This window comes from Mesorhizobium sp. 01N446 (assembly GCF_056399285.1).
This window is the reverse complement of record NZ_JBFTRA010000002.1, coordinates 1180724-1201742: the sequence shown is the minus strand read 5'-3', so window position 1 is coordinate 1201742 and position 21019 is coordinate 1180724. Positions and strand designations below refer to the sequence as shown.

21 protein-coding genes are annotated in these 21019 nt (G+C 64.3%); 15 read left to right on the top strand and 6 right to left on the bottom strand.

The annotated features are described in order from the left end of the window. Window positions 1-13 precede the first annotated feature (13 nt). The 8 genes from AC1DPX_RS14205 (at window position 14) to AC1DPX_RS14170 (ending at window position 7034) form a co-directional block, all read left to right on the top strand. Complete coding sequence (locus AC1DPX_RS14205; RefSeq protein ID WP_202358473.1) at window positions 14-742, top strand: ABC transporter ATP-binding protein; 729 nt, start codon at window positions 14-16, stop codon at window positions 740-742. After that, on the top strand, window positions 739-1467 hold the full coding sequence (locus AC1DPX_RS14200; protein WP_202358474.1) for an ABC transporter ATP-binding protein: 729 nt from the start codon (window positions 739-741) through the stop codon (window positions 1465-1467). The genes AC1DPX_RS14205 and AC1DPX_RS14200 overlap by 4 nt, the downstream gene beginning before the upstream one ends. Further along, the gene (locus tag AC1DPX_RS14195; RefSeq protein WP_095774988.1) at window positions 1454-2317 is read left to right on the top strand and encodes a branched-chain amino acid ABC transporter permease; all 864 of its coding nucleotides are present in this window, start codon (window positions 1454-1456) and stop codon (window positions 2315-2317) included. Before AC1DPX_RS14200 ends, AC1DPX_RS14195 begins: the two co-directional genes overlap by 14 nt. Continuing rightward, complete coding sequence (locus AC1DPX_RS14190; RefSeq protein WP_284267582.1) at window positions 2314-3339, top strand: branched-chain amino acid ABC transporter permease; 1026 nt, start codon at window positions 2314-2316, stop codon at window positions 3337-3339. Before AC1DPX_RS14195 ends, AC1DPX_RS14190 begins: the two co-directional genes overlap by 4 nt. 14 nt (window positions 3340-3353) lie before the next feature. Next, a complete protein-coding gene (locus AC1DPX_RS14185; protein WP_477237426.1) occupies window positions 3354-4370 on the top strand; it encodes a zinc-dependent alcohol dehydrogenase in 1017 nt (338 codons plus the stop codon). A gap of 12 nt (window positions 4371-4382) precedes the next feature. After that, window positions 4383-5171 carry an alpha/beta fold hydrolase gene (locus AC1DPX_RS14180; RefSeq protein ID WP_477237424.1) on the top strand — a complete coding sequence of 263 codons (789 nt, stop codon included), beginning with the start codon at window positions 4383-4385 and terminating at the stop codon, window positions 5169-5171. Window positions 5172-5201: 30 nt separating this feature from the next. Then, complete coding sequence (locus tag AC1DPX_RS14175) at window positions 5202-6422, top strand: acyl-CoA dehydrogenase family protein (RefSeq protein ID WP_477237423.1); 1221 nt, start codon at window positions 5202-5204, stop codon at window positions 6420-6422. A gap of 63 nt (window positions 6423-6485) precedes the next feature. After that, the gene (locus AC1DPX_RS14170; RefSeq protein WP_202358478.1) at window positions 6486-7034 is read left to right on the top strand and encodes a flavin reductase family protein; all 549 of its coding nucleotides are present in this window, start codon (window positions 6486-6488) and stop codon (window positions 7032-7034) included. A 1-nt stretch (window position 7035) separates the two neighbouring features. On the opposite strand, the gene AC1DPX_RS14165 is transcribed toward AC1DPX_RS14170, so the two are convergent. The 6 genes from AC1DPX_RS14165 to AC1DPX_RS14140 form a co-directional block, all read right to left on the bottom strand. After that, on the bottom strand, window positions 7036-7785 hold the full coding sequence (locus tag AC1DPX_RS14165) for a ribonuclease activity regulator RraA (RefSeq protein ID WP_477237421.1): 750 nt from the start codon (window positions 7783-7785) through the stop codon (window positions 7036-7038). 23 nt (window positions 7786-7808) lie between these two features. Then, complete coding sequence (locus AC1DPX_RS14160; RefSeq protein WP_477237419.1) at window positions 7809-8972, bottom strand: mandelate racemase/muconate lactonizing enzyme family protein; 1164 nt, start codon at window positions 8970-8972, stop codon at window positions 7809-7811. Window positions 8973-8997: 25 nt separating this feature from the next. Beyond that, window positions 8998-10095 carry an ABC transporter ATP-binding protein gene (locus AC1DPX_RS14155; protein ID WP_477237417.1) on the bottom strand — a complete coding sequence of 366 codons (1098 nt, stop codon included), beginning with the start codon at window positions 10093-10095 and terminating at the stop codon, window positions 8998-9000. 10 nt (window positions 10096-10105) lie between these two features. After that, window positions 10106-10996 carry a carbohydrate ABC transporter permease gene (locus AC1DPX_RS14150; protein WP_202358482.1) on the bottom strand — a complete coding sequence of 297 codons (891 nt, stop codon included), beginning with the start codon at window positions 10994-10996 and terminating at the stop codon, window positions 10106-10108. Further along, window positions 10993-11952 (bottom strand): carbohydrate ABC transporter permease, encoded by a 960-nt coding sequence (locus tag AC1DPX_RS14145; protein ID WP_477237415.1) that lies wholly within the window; start codon window positions 11950-11952, stop codon window positions 10993-10995. Before AC1DPX_RS14145 ends, AC1DPX_RS14150 begins: the two co-directional genes overlap by 4 nt. A 76-nt stretch (window positions 11953-12028) precedes the next feature. Next, entirely contained in the window at window positions 12029-13507 is a 1479-nt protein-coding gene (locus AC1DPX_RS14140; protein ID WP_202358484.1) for an ABC transporter substrate-binding protein, read from the bottom strand. 210 nt (window positions 13508-13717) lie between these two features. Between AC1DPX_RS14140 and AC1DPX_RS14135 the strand changes: the two genes are divergently transcribed. The 7 genes from AC1DPX_RS14135 to AC1DPX_RS14105 all read left to right on the top strand — a co-directional run bounded on the left by AC1DPX_RS14135 (window position 13718) and on the right by AC1DPX_RS14105 (window position 20748). Continuing rightward, a complete protein-coding gene (locus tag AC1DPX_RS14135) occupies window positions 13718-14428 on the top strand; it encodes a GntR family transcriptional regulator (protein ID WP_096455061.1) in 711 nt (236 codons plus the stop codon). A 56-nt stretch (window positions 14429-14484) separates the two neighbouring features. Beyond that, window positions 14485-15651: a mandelate racemase/muconate lactonizing enzyme family protein gene (locus AC1DPX_RS14130; protein WP_477237413.1), complete on the top strand. Its 1167-nt coding sequence runs from the start codon at window positions 14485-14487 to the stop codon at window positions 15649-15651. Window positions 15652-15714: 63 nt separating this feature from the next. Further along, on the top strand, window positions 15715-17073 hold the full coding sequence (locus AC1DPX_RS14125) for a mandelate racemase/muconate lactonizing enzyme family protein (RefSeq protein ID WP_477237410.1): 1359 nt from the start codon (window positions 15715-15717) through the stop codon (window positions 17071-17073). Between the two features lie 97 nt (window positions 17074-17170). Beyond that, the gene (locus AC1DPX_RS14120; RefSeq protein WP_202358487.1) at window positions 17171-17497 is read left to right on the top strand and encodes an NIPSNAP family protein; all 327 of its coding nucleotides are present in this window, start codon (window positions 17171-17173) and stop codon (window positions 17495-17497) included. 9 nt (window positions 17498-17506) lie between these two features. Continuing rightward, entirely contained in the window at window positions 17507-18706 is a 1200-nt protein-coding gene (locus AC1DPX_RS14115; protein WP_202358488.1) for a mandelate racemase/muconate lactonizing enzyme family protein, read from the top strand. A gap of 169 nt (window positions 18707-18875) precedes the next feature. Continuing rightward, the gene (locus AC1DPX_RS14110) at window positions 18876-20372 is read left to right on the top strand and encodes an aldehyde dehydrogenase family protein (RefSeq protein ID WP_477237408.1); all 1497 of its coding nucleotides are present in this window, start codon (window positions 18876-18878) and stop codon (window positions 20370-20372) included. A 100-nt stretch (window positions 20373-20472) separates the two neighbouring features. Further along, entirely contained in the window at window positions 20473-20748 is a 276-nt protein-coding gene (locus AC1DPX_RS14105) for a hypothetical protein (protein ID WP_202359338.1), read from the top strand. Window positions 20749-21019: the final 271 nt, after the last annotated feature.

Below are 21019 nucleotides of genomic sequence, written 5' to 3'. Positions count from 1 at the left end.
CGCGGACGGATCGATGGAAAGGGAAATCCTGCTGACGGCGCGCGGCGTGTCGAAGTCCTTCGGCGCCGTCCGCGTCCTGCATGAGGTGAGTTTCGACGTGCATCGGGGCGAGGTGCTGGGCATCCTCGGCCCGAACGGGGCGGGCAAGACGACGCTGTTCAACATGATCAGCGGCGATTTGAAGGCTTCCGGCGGCGAGATCCAGCTCGGCGACACCGCGCTGCGCGGCGAGCCCCCCTTCCGCCGCTGCCAGATGGGGATCGGACGGACCTATCAGATCCCGCGTCCCTATTCCGGCATGACCACCTTCGAGAACCTGCTGGTCGCCGCCGCTTTCGGCGGCGGCCGGTCGGAGAAGCAGAGCTATGCCTTCTGCGCCCAGGTGCTGCGCGATTGCGAGCTTTCCGACAAGGCCAATGTCTCGGCCGGCGCCCTGACGCTGCTCGACCGCAAGCGGCTGGAACTGGCGCGCGCGCTGGCCTCGGATCCAAAGCTGCTGCTGCTGGACGAGATCGCGGGCGGGCTGACCGACGACGAATCGAAAGCGCTGGTGGCGCTGGTGCGCCGCATCCGCGACCGCGGCATCACCATCGTGTGGATCGAGCATGTGCTGCACGCGCTGCTGGCTGTGGCCGACCGGCTGCTGGTGCTGAACTTCGGCGAGAAGATCGCCGAAGGCGTGCCGGCCGAAGTGATCGCGCTGCCCGAGGTCCAGCGCGTCTATATGGGGATCGAGGCATGACGGCCGTTCTTTCCACCCACGGGCTGCTGGCCCGCTATGGCGATTTCCAGGCGCTCTACGGCATCGACATCGAGCTGCACCAGGGTGAGGCCGTGGCCCTGATCGGCGCCAACGGGGCAGGCAAGTCCACGCTGCTGCGTTCGATCATGGGCCTGCTTCCGGTCGGGCGCGAGATGGTGCGGCTGCACGGCGACCCTGTCGGCGGCACCGCGACCGACCGCATGGTGCAGAAGGGCGTCGCCATCGTGCCGGAGGGCCGCCGCCTGTTCACCGGCATGTCGGTCGAGGACAATCTGCGCGTCGCCATCGACCAGGCCGCGCGCATGGGCGCCAAGGGCGGATGGACGCTGGCACGGTTGCACCAGCTGTTCCCGATCCTCAAGGAGAAGGCCCGCACGCAGGTGCAGAGCCTCTCGGGCGGGCAGCAGCAGATGGTGGCGATCGGCCGCGCGCTGCTGTGCCAGCCGCGCGTCCTGCTCTGCGACGAGATCAGCCTCGGCCTCGCGCCCAAGGTGATCCGCGAGATCTATGCCGCTCTGCCCGAGATCCGTGCCACCGGGACGGCGATGATCGTGGTCGAACAGGATGTCGGCCTCGCCCGGACCGCCTCGGACCGTCTCTACTGCATGCTGGAGGGGCGCGTGACCCTGACCGGCAAGTCCGCCGAAATCACGCGCGAGCAGATCGGCAAAGCCTATTTTGGAGCGGGCCATGGAGTGGTTTGACGCCTTGGTGCAGGGGATCCTGCTGGGCGGCATGTATGCCCAGTACGCGCTCGGCATGGCGCTCATGTTCGGCGTCATGCGCATCGTCAACATCAGCCATGGCGATCTGGTGATCCTGCTGTCGCTGATCGGCATCTCGATGGCCACGGCCTGGGGCCTGGGACCGCTGCCCGTGCTGATCGTGTTGGTGCCGCTCGCCGTGCTGATGGGCTGGGTGCTGCAGAAGGCCGTGCTGAACCGTGTGGTGGGCAGCGATCCGCTGCCGTCGCTGATCGCGACCTTCGGACTGTCGATCGCGCTGCAGAACCTGATGCTCCAGATCTGGTCCGCCAACAGCCGGTCGCTGCCCGGCCACGGGATCGAGAGCCAATCCATCGAGATCGGCAGTGTCTATGTCGGCCTTCTGCCGCTGATCGTGCTGGCGGTCGCCACGGGTCTCACCTGGGGCCTCGATCTGACGTTGAAGCGCACGCGCTTCGGCCGGGCGCTGCGCGCCGCGTCGGCCGATGTCGAGGCGGCGGCGATGACCGGCATCAACCCGCGCGCCGTCTATGCGATGGCGACGGCGGCGGCGGTCGGCATCCTCGGCTTCGCCGCCGTCTTCCAGGCGTTGCGGTCGACCGTCGCGCCGGCCGATGGGCCTGCCCAGCTGATCTACGCGTTCGAGGCGGTGATCATCGGCGGCATGGGTACGGTATGGGGCGCCTTCGTCGGCTCGATGGTCCTCGGCATCTCGCAGGCCATCGGCTTCCGCATCGATCCGGGCTTCGGCGTGCTCGCTGGACACATCGTCTTCCTGATCGTGCTGGCGACCCGCCCGCAGGGCCTGTTCGGAAAGGCATTGTCATGAGTGCGATCCCCTATGTGGAAACCGAGGCGCCCGAGGTGCTGGTTCAGCGCCAGACCCGGTCCGGCCGCATCGCGATGACGCTGGCGGTGCTGGCGATGATCGCTGTCGCGGCCATGCCGTGGTGGGCCTCGACCGGCACGATCCGCTCGATCCTGGTGTTGTGCTGCTACATCGCCGTCGCGCAGATGTGGAACCTGCTCGCCGGCTATGCCGGCCTTGTCTCGGTGGGCCAGCACGCCTTCATGGGCGCGGCCGGCTACGCGCTTTTCGTGCTGGCGCAGACTTACGGCATCAATCCGTTCGCGGCGGTCTTCCTGTCGCTGCTGGTGCCGGCGGCGCTGGCCGTGCCGATCTACCTTCTGCTTCATCGCCTGGACGGCCCGTATTTCTCGATCGGCACCTGGGTGGTGGCCGAGGTCTTCCGGCTGACCGCCTCGAACCTGCCGCTGGTCAATTCCGGCGCGGGCATGTCGCTGCGCGTGATGAAGGATTATTCGGCCTTCGAGCGCAATGTCGCCATGTCGCTGCTCTGCGCGGGCATGCTGCTGGTGACGCTGGGCGGCAGCTATTGGCTGCTTCGCTCGCGCTTCGGCCTTGCGCTGATCGCCATGCGCGACAATCCGGTGGCAGCTGCCAGCCAGGGCGTGAATGTCGCAAAGCTGCGCTTCCTGGTCTACGTCGCGTCGGCGGTCGGCTGCGGCCTCGCGGGCGCGATCTACTTCATGGCGCAGTTGCGGATCACCCCGGGCTCGGCCTTCGATCCGATGTGGGCGAATGTGGCGATCTTCATCGTCATGGTCGGCGGCATCGGCTCCATCGAGGGCGTTCTGATCGGATCCCTGATCTTCTTCATCGCCGACCGCTGGTTCGGTGAATATGGCGCAACCTATTTCGTCGTCCTCGGCCTAATGACGCTGCTGGTGGCGCTGTACGCCCGCACGGGCATCTGGGGCCTGATCTCGAAACGGTGGGATGCGCCATGGTTCCCGATCCGACGCAAGCTCGTCGATCCGGACCGCTGAAAGGGAGGGTTTTCATGAAAGCAGCCATCTTCGATACGGTCGGCAGTCCGCTGCGCGTCGGCATGGTGCCGGATCCGACCCCGGCACCCGACGAGGTCGTACTGCGTGTCGCCGCTTGCGGCATCTGCGGCAGCGACCTGCACATCACCGAGGATCCGGTGCCTTTCGGCATCGGTGGAGGTTTCGTTCTCGGCCATGAATTCGCCGGCGACATCGTCGTGCTGGGATCACGCGTGGCGGGCCTTGGGATCGGCGACCGTGTCGCGGTCGTGCCGATGCGCGGCTGCGGGCAATGCCCGGCCTGCAGGCGCGGCGATCCGGGCCGCTGTCCCGACATGGTGCTGATTGGCGGCGGCTATGCGCAATACGTGGCCGTCGCGGCGCGCCAGTGCCATGTGCTGCCCGACGAGGTGGCACTGGAGGACGGCGCGCTGGCCGAGCCGCTCTCGGTCGCGCTGCATTGCATCGTCCGCTCGGGCATGAAGCCGGGAGACCGGGTCGCCATACTGGGCGCCGGGCCGATCGGGCTGCTCGTCGCTTTCTGGGCGCGGCGCATGGGGGCGTCGTGCGTGGTCGTGGCCGACATACACAGCCATCAGCGCGACCGCGCGCTGGCGCTCGGCGCGACGGGTTTTGCGCTATCGGGCGACAGGCTGGCCGAGAACCTTGCCGATCTCTGTGGCGGTGCGCCCGATATCGTCCTCGAATGCGTCGGCAAGCGCGGCCTCATCGACGCGGCCGTCAAGGCGATCCGGCTGCAAGGCACGGTGGTGGGCGTCGGCCTGTGCATCGGCGGCGACGAATGGGACCCGTTCATCGCGCTGACCAAGGAAGTGAACCTGCTGTTCTCGGTCTTCTTCCATCAGCGCAATGAGTTCGGCATCGCCCTCGATGCGCTGCGCGGCGGACCTTTCGCGCCGCAGGCGCTGATCACCGATCGGATCGACCTCTCGCCGGTTCCGCAGGTCTTCGAGAGCCTTCGCCGCCGCACGACGCAGTGCAAAGTGCTGATCCAGCCCGACCTTGTCTGAGGAGGAATAGGAATGACCGTTCAGTTCGAAACGCTCGAATACGATGTCGGCGGCGTAAAAACGGTGGTGAAGGCCATCGGCAAGGGCAAGCCCGTGCTGTTCCTGCACGGCGCCTCGACGCTGGAAGGTTTCGACTTTGCACAAGGTCTCGCCGACCGGTTCCGCGTTCTGTGCCCCAGCCACCCGGGCTTCGGCTTTTCGGGCGCCGCGCCGCATGTGGCGGCGATGTCCGACATGGTTCTGCATTATCTGAACCTGCTCGATGTCCTGAAACTGTCGGAGAAGCCTCATCTCATCGGCTTTTCCATGGGTGGCTGGATGGCGACCGAGCTGGCCGGCCTTGCCCGCGAGCGGTTCGACAAGGTGGTGCTGGTCGCGCCGGCCGGGCTCAACGATCCCGCGCATCCAGCCACCAATCTGGGCGCGGTCGCGCCGCAGGAACTGCCGGCCTATCTGGCGCATGACGTCTCGGCGGCGTTGCGCTATTTCCCGGACGGCTCGGACTCCGCCTTTGCGGAGGCCTTCGGCGCCGATCGCGCCCGCGAAGGCGAGACGCTGGGCCGCCTGCTTGCCCCCTTCGGCATGGGCCATCCGAATCTGCGCCGCTTCCTGGCGCGCATCACCAATCCGACACTGGTCGTCTGGGGCACCAGGGACCGTCTGCTGCCCGCCAGCCAGGCGCCACTCTTCGTCGAGGCGCTTGCGGACGCACGCCTGATCCTGGTCGAGGACGCCGGCCATTTCGTCATGCAGGAAAAACCCGAAACGCTTGGGAAGATCGGCGACTTCCTCGCCGGCTGACCACATTTTCAAAATAAGGAGGAGAAGACGATGAACAAACCCATCAAGCATGGCTCTTGGGGAACGACCGTCGACCATCGCGACCTGCTGAAGAAGATCGCGGAGATCGGGCCGGTCCTGGAAGCCAATGCCGCCGCCGACGAGGAGGGCGGCGAACTGACCCAGGCTACGTTCGAGGTGCTGAAGCCGCTGCGCATGTCGCATATCTTCGCCGCCGAAAGCCTTGGCGGCGCGCAGTTGCCGCCCACCCAGGGCCTTGAACTGATCGAGGCGATCACCTGGCATTCGGGCTCGGCGGGCTGGGTTTCGATGGTGCATTGCTGCATCGGGGCGATGTCGGCGGCCTTCCTGCCCGACAGTGCGGTCGCGCGGCTCTTCGCGCCGGGCACCGACAACCGGTTCTCGGGGCAGGGCGCACCGCTGGGCATGCTGAAAAAAGTCGACGGCGGCTACCGGCTGAACGGCAAGTGGAGTTATGGCAGCGGTTTCAGCCACGCCACCTACAGCCATAGCGCCGCCTTCGTCGACGACGGCTCCGGCAAGCCCGCCAAGGACGAGAACGGTAATGTCATCGTCATGTGCGCCCATGCGCCGATCTCCGAGCACAAGCAGCTCGGCAATTGGGACGTGCTGGGCCTCGGCGGCACCGGCAGCATCGACTACGCCGCCGAGGACGTCTTCATCGCCGACGATCTCGTCTTCCCGATCCTGACCGCGCCGCCGCTGCGCCAGAAGGAGTTCTTCAGCCTCGGCGTCGTGGGCCTCGCCGCCATCGGCCATACCGGCTGGGCGCTGGGTGCGGGCCGCCGGATGCTGGACGAGATCGCCAAGTTCGCCCGTTCGAAGTCGGGCCGCGCCGGACTGATCGGCGAGAGCGAGAAGTTCTGGCACGACTATGGCCGCGCCGAGGCCCGCTATCGTGCCGCCCGCGCCTTTGTCTTCGAAACCTGGCGCGACGTCGAGGCGACGGTCGAGGCCGGCAACAGGATGTCGACGCGCCAGATCAGCCTTGTCCATCTGGCCAAGTCCGAGATCCACGAGGTTGGCGTCGATATCTGCAACTTCGCCTACCGCGCGGGCGGCGGCGCCTCGCTGCGCGCCGGCGTGATCCAGCGCACCTTCCGCGAGATGATGGTGGCGGCCAACCACTTCACCATCGCGCCGTCGATCGTCACCTCGGCCGGCCGCGACATCGGCGGCATGTGGAGCGACCGCGTCTGGCAGTTCTACGACCTGATCGAGAAGAAGTAGTCCGAAGGGCCGGGCGGCGGACGCCGTCCGGCCCCCTTTTCAAACAGCAGAAGAGACATGTCGATGAACGCGCCGCATCCGATGACCAACGCCTTCCGCGAAGCCTTTCGCCGCCACCCGGCGGGCGTCGCCGTGATCACGGCCGATCCCGGCGACCGGCCGGTGGCAATGACCGTGTCCTCTTTGATCTCGGTGAGCGCCGCGCCACCGGTCGTCGCCTTCTCGCTTTCGATGAAATCGACCTCGTCCGAGCCTTTGCTGCGGGCCGAGACCATGGTGATCCATTTGCTCCGCTTCACCGACATCGACCTAGCGCAACTCTGCGCGTCGAGCGGCGCGGAACGCTTCCCGCCCGGAGGCGCCTGGGCGCGGCTGCCGACGGGCGAACCGCGCTATACCGGCGTTTCGACCTGGTTCCGCGCGCGCCGGCTCGGCCTGCTGCCGATCGAGGGCGCGACGCTGGTCGCGGCGGAGCTGCTGGAAGGCGAGGTGCAGCCGGACGAGGTCCCTCCGGAGGCGCATTCGCTGGTCTATCTCGACCGTCGCTGGCATCGCCTGCACAAGGAACTGGACGGCGTGGCCGAACTGCTGGATTCGTCGCGTTTTCTCTAGCCTAATTGGGGTTCTTCAAGCCGTTTGTCTTGCGCCACGCCTCGTATTCCCCACGGGCATCGTCATGCAGCGGATAATATCGTTGCAACGGGGCGCCCTGCATAAGCTTCTCGCGTGAGAACTCTTCCCAATCGTGATGCTTCTTCGCTTCGTCGATGACCTTCGCGGCCATTGCCACGGGAACCACCACGACGCCGTCATCGTCGGCAACGATGATGTCGCCGGGGATCACCGTGACACCGCCGCAGGCGATCGGAACGTTGACGGCATTGGGATAGATGCTGGTCTGCACATGATAGTTGGGCGTCCAGCCGCGCAGCCAAAGCGGCAGGTCGAGCTTCTCGACATTGGGCCTGTCGCGCATGCATCCGTCGATGACGATGCCGGCGCCGCCTCTGCCCTTGAAATAGGTCGACATCATATCGCCGAAAACGCCGGAACTCATGTCGCCGCGCGCGTCGACCACGACCACGTCCCCTTCCTGCGCATGATAGAGCACGTGCCGGTGCAGTTGCGTCTCCGGATCGGCATATTCTCCCTCGTTGAAGAGGTCCGGCCGCTGCGGCAGGAACTGCAGCGTCAGCGCCGGCCCGACGATCGACTTGCCGTGGTTCTGCGCCACCGGTCCGACCATATGCGGATTGCGGAAGCCCATATGGCCAAGCGTGCCGGCAACCGTCGCGGCGCCGATCTCCCTCAATCCCTCGATCAAGTCCTTGGGCGGCCGGATGATGTCGGAGGTATGCGTCATGGTGGACTCCGGTTGAAATTGAACTACCAGTTGGTGACAGAACCGTCGCGGCGCTTGAGGTGGGGCGCTTCCCAGAAACGGAAGCTCTGCGCCTGGATCGCCGCCTCGTTGACCTCGACGCCGAGCCCCGGCAGATCGCCGACCGGATAGGCGGGGCCGTCGAGTTGCGGTTGCACCGGGAAGAACTCGGAGCTGTCGAAGCCCAGCTTTCTCTCGGGCACCCTGGTCTCGAGCCAGGCGAAATTGGCGACCGCGGCGGCCAGATGCACGGTCGCGGCCGTGCACACCGGACCAAGCGGGTTGTGCGGCATCAGGTCGACATAGTGCGCTTCGCTCCAGCCAGCGACCTTCATCGCTTCGGTGAGCCCGCCGACATTGCAGACATCGAGCCGGTTGAACTGATGGATGCCGCGCTCGATGTAGGGCAGGAACTGCCACTTGCTGGCAAATTCCTCGCCGATGGCGAACGGGATGTCGGTCATCGTGCGCAGGGATTCGTAGGCCTCCGGTGTCTCGTCGCGGATCGGCTCCTCGAGGAAATCGAGCACGCCGCGGCCGAGCTTGTTGCAGAAGCTCGCCGCCTCGGCCACCGACAGCCGATGATGATAGTCGATGCCGAGCACGACCTCGTCGCCCAGCGCCTCGCGGGCCTTGTTGAGCATCCGCGCGGTCACGCCGATCGACTCGCGCGGCTCGAAGATGTCCCTGCTGCTTTGCCCGGCGGGAAAGAAGCGGATCGCCTGCCACCCCTGCTGGTGCAATTCGCGGGCTCGTTCGATGGCGACATCGCCCTCGGCCTCGTCACCGGTCGAGGCGAAGGTGGGGATGCGGTCGCGCTGCTTGCCGCCGAGCAGCTCGTAGACCGGCACGCCCAGCGCCTTTCCCTTGATGTCGTGGAGCGCGATGTCGATGGCGGAAATCGCCGCCTGCAGAACGCGCCCGCCTTCAAAATACTGGCTGCGATAGGCCTCCTGCCAGATCCGGCCGATCTGCATGGGATCGCGGCCGATGAGGAATTCGCGGTAGTGCTCGACCGCGCCGGTCACGGCCTTCTCGCGGCCGCTCAGGCCGCTCTCGCCCCAGCCGAAGATGCCCTGGTCGGTCTCGACCTTCACCAGCATCTGGTTGCGCGTTCCCACCCACACCGGGTAGGGCTTGATCGCTGTGATCTTGAGCTTCGTCGTCATCCACGCCCCGTCCCAAACGCCTGTCTCAGGCGGCCTCTAGAGCCATTTCAGTTTCGCCGTCGAACAGGTGCATCCGTTCCTGGTCGAACTCGAGCCAGATCTGCTCGTCGGGTTTGACGGCAATGTTGGGGGGCACGCTGACGTTGACGATGGCACCGGAGAGGAAGGCCTGCACGAAGGTGACGTCTCCGGTTGGTTCCACCGTATAGGCCTTGGCCGGAATGGCGCCTGGCACCGCGCTCTTGTGGAGTTTGATCGTCGAGTGCCGCGCACCGAGCACGACCTTCCTGGTGGTCGCTCTCTGGGCCTTGCGCGCGTTGAGCTGCGACAGGCCGAGGCTCCAGCCTTCCGCGCTGGTCAGAACGGTGTCGCCGTTCGCCGTCGATGCCTCCAGCGGAATGAGGCTCATCGCCGGGCTGCCGACGAAGCTGGCGACGAACATGTTGGCGGGATGCGCGAAAACCTGGGCCGGCGAATCGTATTGCTGCAGATAGCCGCCGTTCATCACAGCCATCCTGTCCGCCATGGTCACGGCCTCGAGCTGGTCGTGCGTCACATAGATGATGGTCGCCTTGAGGTCCTGATGGAACCGCTTGATCTCGGAGCGCATCTGCACGCGCAGCTTGGCGTCGAGATTTGAGAGCGGCTCGTCCATCAGGAACACCGCCGGATCTCGAACGAGCGCGCGGCCGAGCGCCACGCGCTGCTGTTGGCCGCCGGAAAGTTCGCGCGGCTTGCGCTCGAGCAACTGCGTCATGTCGAGCACCCGTGCCGCTTCCCGGACCTTCTTGTCGATCTCGGCCTTGGGCAGCTTGCGCATCTGCAGCGGGAAGGCGAGGTTCATATAGACCGACTTTTGCGGATAGAGCGCGTAGTTCTGGAACACCATTGCGATGTCCCGGTCCTTGGGGTCGAGATCGTTGACCACCTGGTCGCCGATGACGATGTCGCCCGATGTGATCGGGATCAGCCCGGCGATGAGGTTGAGCGTCGTTGTCTTGCCGCAGCCCGAAGGGCCGACGAGCGCAACGAACTCACCGTCATTCACCGTCAGCGAGACCTCGTTGACGGCTTTGAAGCTGCCATAGGTCTTGACGAGATCTTTGAGGACCACGTGGGCCATCGGCAACTCCCTAATGCTTGACCGCGCCTTCTGTCAGGGCGCGTACGAAGTATCGTTGCAGGACGAGGAACAGCACGACGACGGGCACGCTCATGATGAAGCTGGCCGCCATCAGGCCTGGAAAGTCCGTGGTGTTTTCCGAGAAGAAGCGCTGGATGCCGACCGGCAGCGTCAACTGTTCGTTCTTGGAGAGGAAGGTGTAGGCGTAGATGTACTCGTTCCACGCGCCGATGAAGGAATAGATCGCCGTGGCGATGATGCCCGGCGTCGAGAGCGGCATCACGATCAGGATGAAGGCCTGGAACCGCGTCGCGCCATCGATGCGCGCCGCCTGCTCGAGCTGCACCGGGATGTTGTCGTAGAAGCCCTTCAGCAGCCAGATCGCCAGCGGCAGGCCGAATGTCAGGTAGGTGAGAACGAGTGAGCCATGCGTGTTCACCAGCCCGATCGCGCGCATCAGGATGAAGAGCGGCACGAGAAAGATCACCGCCGGGAACATGTTGCGCAGCAGGACGGTGAAGAACAGGAAGTTCCGGCCCGGAAAGGTGAAGCGCGAAAACGCGTAGGCAGCGGGAACCGCCACGATCACCGAAAGGATGGTCGTGGCGGTGGAGACGAAAAGGCTGTTCCAGAAGAAGCGGAGGAAGTCCTGGCCGACACTGTTCTGCGGATCGAGCAGCTTCTGGTAGCTGGCGAGTGTCGGTTGGTCAGGCCACCATTGCGGCGGGAATTGCATCGCGGCGAAGCCGGACTTGATCGAGGTGAGCAGCATCCAGATCATCGGCAACGCTGTGTAGAGCAGCATGAACACGAGGAAGATACGTCCGCCCCACCGCCATCCGTCGAAGCGGATGCGGCGACGGGCCTGGCCTCGAGGGGCTGTCCCGGCAATCGTGCTCATGCGCTTCCGTCCCTCCGGTCGTTGCCGCTCAGCGCGCGGACGTAGAAGTAGCCGAACGTCATCAGGATGATGAACAGCAGCACCGAATAGGCCGATGCCACCCCCCAGCGCTGGCGGCCGAAGGCGAGTTCATAGATGTGGGTGATCCAGATATGCGATGCGTTCGACGGCCCGCCGCCGGTCATGATCCAGGGGATGATGAAGGAGTTGAAGTTGGCGACCGCCAGCAGAAGGATCGTCACCGTCGAGACGTTTCTCAAATGCGGAAAGGTGACGTGCCAGAAGCGCTGCCATGCATTGGCTCCGTCGACTTTCGCGGCGCGCAGCAACTGGTCGGGGACCGTCTGCAGGCCGGCCATCATCATGATCATGGCAAACGGAAATTCGCGCCAGATGTTGACGACGATCAGGGAGGGCAGCACCGTCGAGACACTGTCGATGAAATTCGGCGGCCGGTCAGCCCATCCGAGGCCGACCAGCACCGCGCCGATGATGCCGAAGTCCGAATGGTAGATCCACTTCCAGATATAGGAGGCGGCGACCGCGCTGATGACCCAGGGAATGATCAGGATGGCGCGCAGGACACCACGGCCGAAAAAGTCGCGGTGGAGCGCCAGCGCGGCGGCAAACCCCAGGACGAAGGAGATGCCGGTGGACCCCACCGTCCAGATCAGGGTGTTCCAGGTGACTTTCCAGAACACCCCGCTGGTGAGGATGGCGGTGTAATTGTCGAAGCCGATGAAGGTCTTGTCGCGAAGCTGCAGGCCGGGTGGCGTGCTGAAGAACGACAGCTCGATCGTGTAGTAGATCGGATAGGCGATGACGACGAGCATCACGGCGATCGCGGGGAGCACGTAGGCGTAGTCAGCGCGATGCTCCCAGATCTTGCGCGGCAAGCCGGATCCACCCGGTTGCAATCTTCGGCGAGCCTCGGTCTTGCCGGTCACGATCGTCACTTTGGCGTGCCCTTGTTGTTCGGAACGAACCGGCTGTTCCCTGGAACAGCCGGTCGGGTCGCAGGTGAGGCTCGGACTAGAGTCCGCCCATCAGGTCTTTCACCTTCTGGGCCGCGTCGTCCGCTGCCTGATCGACGGTCATCGCTCCGGTCAGGGCATTCTGCAGCATGTCCGGGACGATGATGTTCATGATCTCGGGCGATTGCGGCAGCGCCGGGAACGGGATGCCGTATGGCAGCATCGAAGTCGTGACGTCGAGGAACTTGATGCTGTCCAGACGTTCCTTCATCCATTTGGTCTTGAAGCCGTTGAGATTGCCCGGATTGGACCCGGCATAGGCCATCTTCAGCGACCATTCCGGGCTGGTCCACATGCAGATGATGGCCTTCGCGGCCGGTTCGTCCACCTTGCCACCCTCGACATATTCAGGCTTCAGGATGTGGATGTTCGAGCCGCCGAAGACGACGGCGCGCTTGCCGTCCGGGCCGGTCGGGATCAGGCCGTAGCGCATGTTGTCGATGACGGTCTGCGCCTTGTCCTTGTCGGTGCCGGTGGCCTTCTTCTGCAGGTCGAGCATGACGTTATAGTCGGACGGGTGCGAGATCATCATGCCGAGCTGGCCGGCGAGAAACAGCGGCTGGTTGTCGGCCTGCTGGTTGGTGAGTGCCGAAACCGGGACCGACTTGTCGCGGACATACATGTCGTAGGAGGCTTGCAGGGCGGCCTTGCTCTGCGGGCTGTTGAGCTCGATCTCCTTATAGGCCGGGTTCGCCGTGGCTTCGTCGAACACGCCGCCGCCATAGGCCCACAGCTGGGGCATGAAGCGATACGGGGTGTTGCCGGCATTCTTGCGGGCCACGAGGCCGTAACCGGCAATGCCGAGCTTGTCGTGGATCTGCTTGGAATACTTGACGACGTCGTCCCAGGTCGCCGGAGCCTTGTCCGGATCGAGGCCCGCGCGCTTGAAGATATCGGCATTCCAGATGAACGCCATCGTTTCATTGTTGGTTGGAATGCCGTAGGTCACGCCGTCCCAGGTCACCGCTTTCATGGCGCCGGGCCAGAAATCCTCGGTCGAATAGCCTACATCCTCCGGCTTCAGCGGCTGCAGATAGCCCTTTGAAGCGAATTCGGTGCCGCCCAGGATCTGCAGGCGGACCGCCATCGGCGCCGCATTGCCAAGGAGCGCCGTGCGGAACTTGTCCAGGAGATCGTTGTAGGTGAGGGCCTGTTCCTCGAGCTGGATGTTCGGATAGGTCTTGCGGAAGGTCTCGAAGAAATCCTTGTAGTACTGGCGCAAGAGATCGGGGTCGCCCTCGAACACGCCCTGATACCAGAAAGTCAGCCGCCCCTTGTAGTCGAGCGGGGTGACCTTGCCGCAATCGGCCGCCGTGTCAAATTCCTGCGTGCCCGCGATGGAGCGCACATATTCGGGCGACCACTTGCTCAGATCGACCGGCGCCGCGCCGAGAGCCGGTGCGGACATCAACGATGCGATCAATGCAGTGGAGACAGTGCCGCGCAGGACGGCACCGCCGAGTGTGAACCTCGTCATAGGTATCCTCCAGGTTTCTCTCCCATGCCGCTCCTTATCGAGGCGAGCGGGCTTTACTCGTCGGCTGGGGACATCTCCTCAAATGTATCCCTTCGAGCACTTTATACGTTTTCAGATCGCAGATTGGCTGTCAACGCAACAAATCGTACATTGTTTATGGAAATCGTGCGTGATATCGAGAAAGGCGTGTATTCATGGAAGGGGGCGGCCTTGGCCGAAACGCGGGAATTCAAAGCAGAGCCACCCGAGGGGATCGATCCTCTCGGCGCGTCGAGCGAGGGCGCCTCGCTTTATGAGCTGATCAGGGAGGACATCATCGAGGGGCGGCTCGCCGCCAACGAGCGGCTTGTGGTGACCGATCTGGCCCGGCGCCACGGCACCTCGACCAATCCCGTGCGCGAGGCCCTGCAACTGTTGCGCGGGGAAGGCTTTGTCACCTTTCTCCCAAACCGCGGGGCGCGCGTGCGGCCCATAGACCAGGATTTTGTCCGGGATATCTACGAGATCGGCGTCCTCATCGAGCCGGCCCTGACGCGATGGTTCGTGAACATGGCAACCGACGAGGACATCGCCGAACTCGAACGTCTTCAAGGCCTGATCGAAGAGAACAACTTTGCCGACACGTTCAGGCACAGCGAGCTGGACACCGCCTTCCACACCGTGATGTACCAGCGGCACTACAACCGCCATGCCGCCGAGCTTTGGTGGAAGCATCGCGAGGTGCTGCGAGCCGTGAGCCGGCGCTTCAATTTCACACTCGCCCGGCGTGCCGCGATCATTCGCGAGCACCGCGAGCTCATCGCTCATGTGAAGGCGGGAAATGCCGACGAGGCAGCCGAACTCATCGCACGCCATGTCGAGGGTTCCGGACGGCATGTCCTCGAACACATGCGCGCGCGCAACGCCGCCCGGGCAGGGTAGAACAACTGGCCCGGAACACCGCTCTTCGGTTCATTCCAGACAAGGGTAGTCAAGAGATGAAAATCACGAGCATTCGGCCGTGGCTGATCAAATCCGATGCATCTTACTGGGGAGAGTACCTGTTCGTCGAAGTGACGACAGACGAAGGCGTGAGTGGCTGGGGCGAGATCACAACCACGACAAAGCTGGCCAACCGTGCGCTCTGCACGATCCTGCGGCAGATCGGCGCCGCCGTGACCGGCGAGGATCCGGCGCGCATCGAGCACCTGTGGCACAAGATTTTCCGCAGCTTCACCTATATGGGCAGCCGCGGCGCCGCCGTCGAATGCGTGAGCGCCATCGACATAGCGCTCTGGGATATCCGCGGCAAAGTCCTAGGCAAGCCGATCTACGAACTGCTGGGCGGCCCGGTGCGCGATGAAATCGCGCTCTACACCCATCCCAACCAGGCCAAATTCACCAGCAAGGAGGCCGTGGTCCGCGAAATTCGCGATATTGTCGAATCCGGGCACACCGGGCTCAAATTCGATCCGTTCCCCCACCAGGGCCGCACCTCGGACGGCATGTCGCGTGAACAGCGGGACGGCTATCTCGATGGCGGCATGACCCGCAAGGACGAGCGCGAAGCGGCCGAACTCACGGCCCTGATCCGCGAAACGGCGGGTCCCGACGTCGACATCCTCATCGATGCGCATGGCCGCTTCGACGTTCCCACCGCCATTCGCCTCTGCCGCAGCCTCGAGGAAGCCGGCCAGATCGACTGGTTCGAGGAGCCCTGTCCGCCCGAAAGCCTCAACGCCCTCAAGCAGGTGCGCGACAAGGTCAGCGCCCCGATCTCCTGGGGCGAGCGCGGCCACACGAAATGGGATTTCGTACCGGTGCTCGAGAACAAGCTCGCCGACTACATCATGCCTGACGTCACCTGGACCGGCGGCATTACCGAACTGAAGAAGATTTCCGCCCTGTGCGAGGCCTACTACATCCCGGTCTCGCCGCATGACGCCGCCGGGCCGATCAACGTGGTCGCGGGGACGCAGGTGATGATGACCGTTCCGAACTTCTACAAGCTCGAAACGTCGGAGTGGAACCTGGGCAAATACGATCATCTCATCGACAGACCGCTCGATGTTTCGAACGGCAGCCTCAAGCTGACGTCGAAGCCTGGTCTCGGTGTCGAGATGAACCGCGATTACCTGCAAGCCCATGAGATCGAGCTGAGTTAGCCAGGCTCGATGCTGGCCGCCGCTCGGGGAGCGACAAGCTTCCAACCAGAACGAGGACAAGTCATGCCAAAGACGGGAGGAGCCGGCGAGGCTCTCAATCGGGTCAACGCCAATTCCAGGCCATCCGACCTTCGCATCACCGACATGCGGGTGGCCGAAATCGTCGGCGCGCCATTCACCTCGGCGCTGCTCAAGATCTATACCAACCAGGGCATTGTCGGGCTTGGCGAGGTGCGTGACGGCGCCAGCGCCACCTATGCGCTGATGCTGAAAAGCCGGCTGCTTGGCGAGAACCCTTGCGACATCGATCGCCTGTTTCGCCGCATCAAGCAGTTCGGCGGCCATGGCCGGCAAGGCGGCGGCGTGTCGGCGGTCGAGATCGCGCTGTGGGATCTCGCCGGCAAGGCCTATGGCGTTCCCGTCTACCAGATGCTCGGCGGCAAGTTCCGCGATCAGGTGCGCGTCTATTGCGATACCGATGCCGAGAAACCGAGCGGTACGGAAACCGGAAAGCGCCTCAAGCAGCGCATGGAGCGCGGTTTCACCTTCCTCAAGATGGATTTGGGCTTGATGCAGATCGCCCATGTCCCGGGCGCCGTGGCCGCGCCCGCCGGCGCGCTCGAAGGGTTTCATGCCAACCCGCGCGGCCGTGGCGGCACGCTGGAGGAGCGCAAGGCCCGCAATCTCGCCTATGACGCGCAGAACGTGCAGCACCCGTTCACGGGCCTGCATTTCACCGAAAAGGGGATCGACCTGCTCGAGCAGTATATCCACGAGGTCCGCGAGGTGATCGGATACGAGATTCCGCTCGCCATCGACCATGTCGGCCACATTTCGCTGCAGGACGGCATACGCCTGTCGCGCCGCATCGAGAAATATGTGCCTGCCTGGCTGGAGGATGTGATCCCCTGGCAATATACCGAGCAGTACCGGCAGCTGCAGCAGGCCACCACGGTGCCGATCTGCACCGGCGAGGATATCTATCTCAAGGAAGGATTCGAGCCCCTGCTCGAGAGCGGCGGCCTCTCCGTCATCCATCCGGACCTGCTCACCAGCGGCGGCATCCTGGAGACCAAGAAGATCGGCGACATGGCGCAAGACCACGGCGTCGCCATGGCCATCCATATGGCCGAAAGTCCGATCGCCGCCATGGCCGCCGCGCATGTCGCCACCGCAACCGAAAACTTCATGGCGCTCGAATACCACTCCGCCGATGTCGACTGGTGGGACGACATCGTCACCGGCCTGCCCAAGCCGCTCGTCAAGGACGGCTTCATCACAGTGCCCGACAAACCGGGGCTGGGCATAGACGATGTGGTCGACGAGGTGATCAGCCAGCATCTGCAGCCCGGTGTCACGGGGATATGGCAATCCACCGAGCACTGGGACAATGAATATAGCTGGGACCGGACTTGGAGTTAGCCCAGACCACCTGCCATCATTCCCCCATGGATCACAGGGCCAACGACCGACCATTCGTGTCGACCTCTCCCAGGCGAAGAAAGAAACGGACGAAACCATGATCTACGAATTGCGTATCTATGACTGCCTGCCGGGCAGGCTGCCGGCTTTGCTCAAGCGCTTTTCCGAGCAAACGCTGGCCATCTGGGAGAGGCATGGCATCCGCCAGGCCGGGTTTTTCACCACGGCGATCGGCGAAAACAGCAATCGCCTCACCTATTTCCTCGCCTGGCAATCGCTGGCCGAGCGTGAGGCGAAATGGGCGGCTTTCGTCACCGATCCGGTATGGCACAAGGCCCGGGAGGAGTCTGAGCGCGACGGGCAGATCGTTGCCAATATCAGCAGCCAGCTGCTCACGCCGACAGCTTTCTCGTCCGTGAAATAGGGCTGCGCCATGAAGATCACCGACCTGCGCTGCGCCGTCATCGGCAAGCACCCCATCGTCCGCATCGTGACCGATGAGGGCCTCTATGGCCTTGGCGAGGTCGAGTTCACCAAGACCTACCTCAAGCCCTTTGTGCTGCATTTCCGCGAGGCGCTGATCGGCGAGGACCCGACCGACGTCGAGCGGGTGATGCTGAAGATCCGCCAGCGCGGCTCGTTCAAGCCCTATGGCGCCGCCGTCTCCGCCATCGAGCATGCCTTATGGGACATCGCCGGCAAGGCGGCGGGCGTGCCGGTCTACAAGCTGCTTGGCGGCAAGGTACGCGACAAGGTGCGCGTCTACAACGGCTCGATCCGCCGGAAGCGCGCCGGCGACCGGCCGGAGGATTACGCCGCCGACGTCAAATGGATGATGGAGCAGCCGCAGAACTTCTTCATGGTCAAGCAGGGAATCTCGTTCCACTCCAACATGAAGGACACCGTCGAGGGCTTCCATTACGGCGTGACGCAGAAGAAGGCCGGCTATCACGGCGCCATGGATCAGGGCGTGATCAGCGAGCGCGGTTTCAATCACATGCTCGACTGTGTGATCGCGATGAAGGAAGTGCTGGGCGACAAGGTCAGCCTGGCGCTCGACTGCGGCCCGGGCTGGATGCTGCCCGATGCGATCAAGTTCGCCCGCGCGGTCGAGAAGTACAATTTGATGTGGCTCGAGGACATGCTGACCGGCGACTATGTGCCGTGGGTCAATCCGCAGGCCTATCGCGAGCTGACCACCTCCACATCGACGCCGATCCATACCGGCGAGCAGATCTACCTCAGGCACAATTTCAAGGAACTGATCGAGACGCAGGCGGTCCGGGTCATCGGTCCCGATCCGGCGGATATCGGCGGCATCGCCGAGCTCAAATGGGTCGCCGAGCATGCCTATATGCACTCGATCCTGATGGCGCCGCACGGCACCGCGAACGGCCTGCTCGGCCTTGGCGCGCTGATCAACGTCTGCGCCACCTTGCCGGCCAATTACGTGGCGTTCGAATATCCGAGCGCCTCGGACCCGTGGTGGGAGGATCTGGTGATCGGCCTGCCGGCGCAGATCGTCAGGGACAGCATGGTGGACCTGCTGGAAGCGCCTGGCCTGGGGCTCGATATCGACGCCGAAGCCGCCAGGAAGTATCTCAGCGAAGAGGATGCGGGCTTCTTCGACTGAACCATCCTTCTTTCGCGGTGCGACGGATGCCTGACACCGGCTTTCGAAACCCCCGCTGGGCGACGCTTGCCGTGCTCGACGTCCGGCATGAAGCCCAAGCTCACCTTTCCTTGTTGAGGTCGACCGCGCCGGGAGTAATAGTCGCGGCGGAGTTCGTGAGGAGGAAGAGATGACGCTGAGCTTCGACCCGAGGGCGAAGGCCACGACGCTCTACCACGGCGAATTCCGGCCGATGTTCATCGCCGGCAAGTGGGTCGCGGCGCAGTCCGGTGAGGTGATGCAGGCGCTGAACCCGGCGACGGGCGAGGTGCTGGCGACGGTGCCGCGCGGCGGGGCGGCCGATGTCGACGCGGCGGTGGCCGCCGCACGCGGGGCCTTCGAGGGGCCGTGGTCGAAATTCTCGCCCTATGAGCGGCAATGCGTGCTGTTGCGCATCGCCGATCTGTTCGAGACGCATTGGGAAGAGCTCAGCGTTTCCGACACGCTCGACATGGGGCTGCCGATCACCCGCACGCTGGCCAACCGGCGCCGTGTCATCGGCATGCTGCGCTTCTATGGCGGCATGGCGACGGCGCTGCATGGCGAGGCGATCGACAATTCCATTCCCGGCGAGATCGTCTCCTTCACAAGGCGCGAGCCGGTCGGCGTCGTCGGCGCGATCATTCCCTGGAACGCGCCGACAGCCGCCTCGATCTGGAAGATCGCCCCGGCGCTCGCCACGGGCTGCACCATCGTGCTGAAACCTTCCGAGGAAGCGTCGCTGACGCCGCTTCTGATCGCGCGGCTGATGCAGGAGGCCGGCGTGCCCGACGGCGTCGTCAACATCGTCACCGGCACAGGGGCGGAGGCCGGCGCGCGGCTCGCCGAACATCCCGACGTCAACAAGATCGTCTTCACCGGCTCGACGCTGACAGGGCAGGCGATCGCGCGGGCAGGGGTCACCAATCTCAAGCGCGTGTCGCTGGAGCTCGGCGGCAAGTCACCGATCATCGTCTGCCGCGACGCCGACATCGACAAGGCGGTTCCGGTCGCGGCAATGGCGGTGTTCGTGCATTCGGGCCAGATCTGCATTGCCGGTTCGCGGCTGTTCGTGGCGCGCGAAATCCACGACGAATTCGTGCGCCGGGTCGCCGAATTCGCCGGCAGGCTGCGCATCGGCCACGGCATCGAGGCGGAGACCGAAATCGGGCCGCTGATCAATGCCAGGCAGGCCGGCAAGGTGGAGGGCTACATCAAGGCCGGCAACGACGAGGGCGCGGAACTGGTCGCCGGCGGATCGCGGCTGACGGGCGAACTCTACGATGGTGGCAATTTCATCGCGCCGACCGTCTTCGGCGCGGTGTCCGACAAGATGACCATCGCGCGCGAGGAGATTTTCGGGCCGGTCATTTCCGCCATGCCCTTCGACACGCTGGACGAGGCGGTCACGCGCGCCAATGCGACGCCCTATGGGCTGGCGGCCGGTGTCTTCACCAGCCATCTCGGCACCGCGCACAAGCTGGCGCGCCGCATCAAGGCCGGCTCGGTGTGGGTCAACATGTACCATGCCATCGACCCTGCCGTGCCGTTCGGCGGCACGAAGATGTCCGGCTACGGCCGCGAGGGCGGCCTCGAACATCTGCACGAGTATCTGGAGACGAAGTCGGTCTGGATCCAGACCGACTGAGGGGTGTGGCGGTGCGGTGACGCGCACGGGCAGGGAACCTTTGTTTCGCCTGCCGATTTTGCCTATATAGGACATGCGAATGGCCAGGAGGGTGTTGCCGATGACGACGAAACGGTTTGCGATCTGCGCTCTTGCCGTGGCGATGGCCTGTGGCATGTCCGCGTCGGCATCCGCCGGGAGCAAGCATCGCCACCATCAGGCCGAGCCGGAACGCTATGTTCCCGCCGATGACGATCTCATCGGCTTCCTCTTCGGCGGTCCGCGCTACTACGACCAGCAACTGTTCACGACAGCCGCGGGCGCGTGTTCCTACGACCGGGTCGGGCCGGATGCGAATGCTTTGAACAAGATCAACGACCATCATTGCGGGAAATGATCGGCTGATCTGCTTTCGGCGCACATAGGCCGATCTCCTCACGAAGACTTACGGACACAGTGGCGGCGTCCACCGGCGCGGTGGGACGCATTCAGGAGGCGCAGGCTGTCTTGCGACGGTGGCCAGGCCTTCGGGCGGCTGCAGTGGCGCGACCCTGTGCGGATGTCAGGGACAAGGGTTGACGCCCGCATTGGCCTGCGATTAAATCAATTTGATTTACATCATGACCAGTCTGCTCAGGGAGGAGAAAGATGCTGGGTCTCGTACAATC

Bases quoted from the DNA above. Each gene is read 5' to 3' on its own strand.
- AC1DPX_RS14205 (WP_202358473.1), top strand. From the start codon at position 14: ATGGAAAGGGAAATCCTGCTGACGGCGCGCGGCGTGTCGAAGTCCTTC.
- AC1DPX_RS14200 (WP_202358474.1), top strand. From the start codon at position 739: ATGACGGCCGTTCTTTCCACCCACGGGCTGCTGGCCCGCTATGGCGAT.
- AC1DPX_RS14195 (WP_095774988.1), top strand. From the start codon at position 1,454: ATGGAGTGGTTTGACGCCTTGGTGCAGGGGATCCTGCTGGGCGGCATG.
- AC1DPX_RS14190 (WP_284267582.1), top strand. From the start codon at position 2,314: ATGAGTGCGATCCCCTATGTGGAAACCGAGGCGCCCGAGGTGCTGGTT.
- AC1DPX_RS14185 (WP_477237426.1), top strand. From the start codon at position 3,354: ATGAAAGCAGCCATCTTCGATACGGTCGGCAGTCCGCTGCGCGTCGGC.
- AC1DPX_RS14180 (WP_477237424.1), top strand. From the start codon at position 4,383: ATGACCGTTCAGTTCGAAACGCTCGAATACGATGTCGGCGGCGTAAAA.
- AC1DPX_RS14175 (WP_477237423.1), top strand. From the start codon at position 5,202: ATGAACAAACCCATCAAGCATGGCTCTTGGGGAACGACCGTCGACCAT.
- AC1DPX_RS14170 (WP_202358478.1), top strand. From the start codon at position 6,486: ATGAACGCGCCGCATCCGATGACCAACGCCTTCCGCGAAGCCTTTCGC.
- AC1DPX_RS14165 (WP_477237421.1), bottom strand. From the start codon at position 7,785: ATGACGCATACCTCCGACATCATCCGGCCGCCCAAGGACTTGATCGAG.
- AC1DPX_RS14160 (WP_477237419.1), bottom strand. From the start codon at position 8,972: ATGACGACGAAGCTCAAGATCACAGCGATCAAGCCCTACCCGGTGTGG.
- AC1DPX_RS14155 (WP_477237417.1), bottom strand. From the start codon at position 10,095: ATGGCCCACGTGGTCCTCAAAGATCTCGTCAAGACCTATGGCAGCTTC.
- AC1DPX_RS14150 (WP_202358482.1), bottom strand. From the start codon at position 10,996: ATGAGCACGATTGCCGGGACAGCCCCTCGAGGCCAGGCCCGTCGCCGC.
- AC1DPX_RS14140 (WP_202358484.1), bottom strand. From the start codon at position 13,507: ATGACGAGGTTCACACTCGGCGGTGCCGTCCTGCGCGGCACTGTCTCC.
- AC1DPX_RS14130 (WP_477237413.1), top strand. From the start codon at position 14,485: ATGAAAATCACGAGCATTCGGCCGTGGCTGATCAAATCCGATGCATCT.
- AC1DPX_RS14125 (WP_477237410.1), top strand. From the start codon at position 15,715: ATGCCAAAGACGGGAGGAGCCGGCGAGGCTCTCAATCGGGTCAACGCC.
- AC1DPX_RS14120 (WP_202358487.1), top strand. From the start codon at position 17,171: ATGATCTACGAATTGCGTATCTATGACTGCCTGCCGGGCAGGCTGCCG.
- AC1DPX_RS14115 (WP_202358488.1), top strand. From the start codon at position 17,507: ATGAAGATCACCGACCTGCGCTGCGCCGTCATCGGCAAGCACCCCATC.
- AC1DPX_RS14110 (WP_477237408.1), top strand. From the start codon at position 18,876: ATGACGCTGAGCTTCGACCCGAGGGCGAAGGCCACGACGCTCTACCAC.
- AC1DPX_RS14105 (WP_202359338.1), top strand. From the start codon at position 20,473: ATGACGACGAAACGGTTTGCGATCTGCGCTCTTGCCGTGGCGATGGCC.